The sequence below is a fragment of the Nocardia thailandica NBRC 100428 genome (assembly GCF_000308795.1).
GTDB lineage: Bacteria > Actinomycetota > Actinomycetes > Mycobacteriales > Mycobacteriaceae > Nocardia > Nocardia thailandica.
In genome coordinates, this window is record NZ_BAGK01000098.1 from 1 (window position 1) to 2,239 (window position 2,239).

Consider the following 2,239-nt stretch of genomic DNA (forward strand, 5'->3'; position numbering starts at 1 on the left):
CGGGACCGGTGGGGCTGCGCATCGTGGAGGTCGAGGCCTACGGCGGCCCGGCCGACGGGCCGTGGCCGGACCCGGCGGCGCACTCGTGGCCGGGTCCGACCGCCCGCAACGCCGTCATGTTCGGGCCGGCCGGGCGGCTCTACGTCTACCGCTCCTACGGGATCCACGTCTGCGCGAACGTCACCGTCGGCTTCGACGGGAACGCCGCCGCGGTCCTGATCCGGGCCGGCGAGATCGTCGCCGGGCACGAGACCGCCCGCACCCGCCGCCCCGCCGCGCGCACCGACACCGCGCTGGCCCGCGGCCCGGGCAACGTCGGCAGCGCCCTGGCGCTGTCCCTCGACGACTACGGCACCGAGCTGTTCGACCCCTTCGGTCCGATCCGCCTCGACCTGCGCCCGCCGGTCGAGCCCGCGCGGATCGCGGCGGGCCCGCGGGTCGGCGTGAGCCGGGCGGCCGACCTCCCGTGGCGGTTCTGGCTGCCGGAATCCCCGGCGGTGTCGGTGTACCGGCGCAGCCCGCGCGCCCCGGCGCCGGACGCCGCTCACCCCGGCGACACCGCCGCGGGCACGGCCTGCGCGCGGCCCGCCACGCGCATACGGAAAGATGGTCGGGCGTGAGCGGCGACATCTTCGACGAACTGACCTGGCGCGGTCTGATCGCGCAGTCCACCGACCTGGACGAGCTGCGCAAGGCCGCGGCCGACGGCCCGCTGACCCTGTATGCCGGTTTCGATCCGACGGCGGCGAGCCTGCACGCGGGCCACCTGGTTCCCCTGCTCGCGCTCAAGCGTTTCCAGCGCGCGGGCCACCGGCCGATCGTGCTGGCAGGCGGCGCCACCGGGCTCATCGGCGACCCCCGCGACGTCGGCGAGCGCACCATGAACTCCAGCGACACCGTCGCCGAATGGGCCGGGCGCATCCGCTCCCAGCTCGAGCGGTTCGTCGACCTCGACGATTCCCCGACCGGCGCGGTCATCGTGAACAACATGGACTGGACCGGCCCGCTCTCGGCCGTGGACTTCCTGCGCGACATCGGCAAGCACTTCTCGATCAACGTCATGCTGGCCCGCGACACCGTCAAGCGGCGCCTGGAGTCCGACGGCATCTCCTACACGGAGTTCAGCTACATGCTGCTGCAGGCCAACGACTACCTGCAGCTGCGCCGCAGCCACGGCTGCACGCTGCAGGTCGGCGGTTCCGACCAGTGGGGCAACATCATCGCCGGCGTCGAGCTCAACCGCCGCGTCGACGGCGCGCACGTGCACGCGCTGACCGTGCCGCTGGTGACCTCGGCCGACGGCAAGAAGTTCGGCAAGTCGACCGGCGGCGGCAGCCTCTGGCTTGATCCCGAGCTCACCAGCCCCTACGCCTGGTACCAGTACTTCGTGAACACCGCCGACGCCGACGTCGTGCGGTACCTGCGCTGGTTCACCTTCCTCGGCAAGGAGGAGCTCGACGAGCTCGAGCAGGCGACCGCCGAGCGGCCCTACGCCCGCGAGGCGCAGAAACGCCTCGCCGCGGAGATGACCACACTCGTGCACGGCGAGGACCACACGCGGGCAGTGCAGCTGGCCAGCCAGGCGCTGTTCGGGCGGGGCGACCTGGCCGGGCTGGACGAGGCGACCCTCGGCGCCGCCCTGCGGGAGGCCGCGGTCGACGGCAAGGTCGCCGAGGTCGGTCCCGGCAGCGCCGACACCATCGTCGACCTGCTGGTCGCGGCCGGGTTGTGCGAGAGCCGCGGTGCGGCCCGCCGCGCGGTCAACGAGGGCGGGGCCTCGGTGAACAACGAGCGCGTCACCGACCCCGAGTGGCGTCCGGCCGACTCCGACTACCTGCACGGACAGTGGCTCGTGCTGCGGCGCGGCAAGAAGAACCTGGCCGGCGTGCGGCGGATAGCCTGAACTCGTGACGGAGGCCTGAGTCACATTCGTGTGATTCGGGCCTTCGTTGTTTCCGCCGCCGCCGCGCTGACCTGCGGAAATGGCCCGCTGTCCAGGCGATTTGACGTAGCGTTTTCCGGCGCGTAACTTATTCCAGGTCAGAGCGACACGGACACCGACCCGGAGCCGAGACGCTGGTCCCACGGACCGGCGGGCACGGGAAAACGAGGTAGTACGGGGAGCGCCTGGCAGTGCCTCACTGTGTGACCCGGATCTTGTTTGACATCGTCCGAGTGCAGGGTTAGGCTGGAACGGTTGCCTCACAGAAGATCCGGAAGAACTCCGGTGGTTCTGTGT

Annotated in this window: 2 protein-coding genes; both read left to right on the top strand. The window is 71.7% G+C overall.

The window, feature by feature from the left end; genetic code table 11:
- Positions 1-620 (top strand): DNA-3-methyladenine glycosylase (locus ON36_RS10245; protein ID WP_157224834.1); only part of this gene is annotated, 620 nt, incomplete at its 5' end.
- Positions 617-1,903: a tyrosine--tRNA ligase gene (gene tyrS, locus ON36_RS10250; RefSeq protein ID WP_043650749.1), complete on the top strand. Its 1,287-nt coding sequence runs from the start codon at positions 617-619 to the stop codon at positions 1,901-1,903. The genes ON36_RS10245 and tyrS, both read left to right, overlap by 4 nt.
- Positions 1,904-2,239 lie beyond the last annotated feature (336 nt).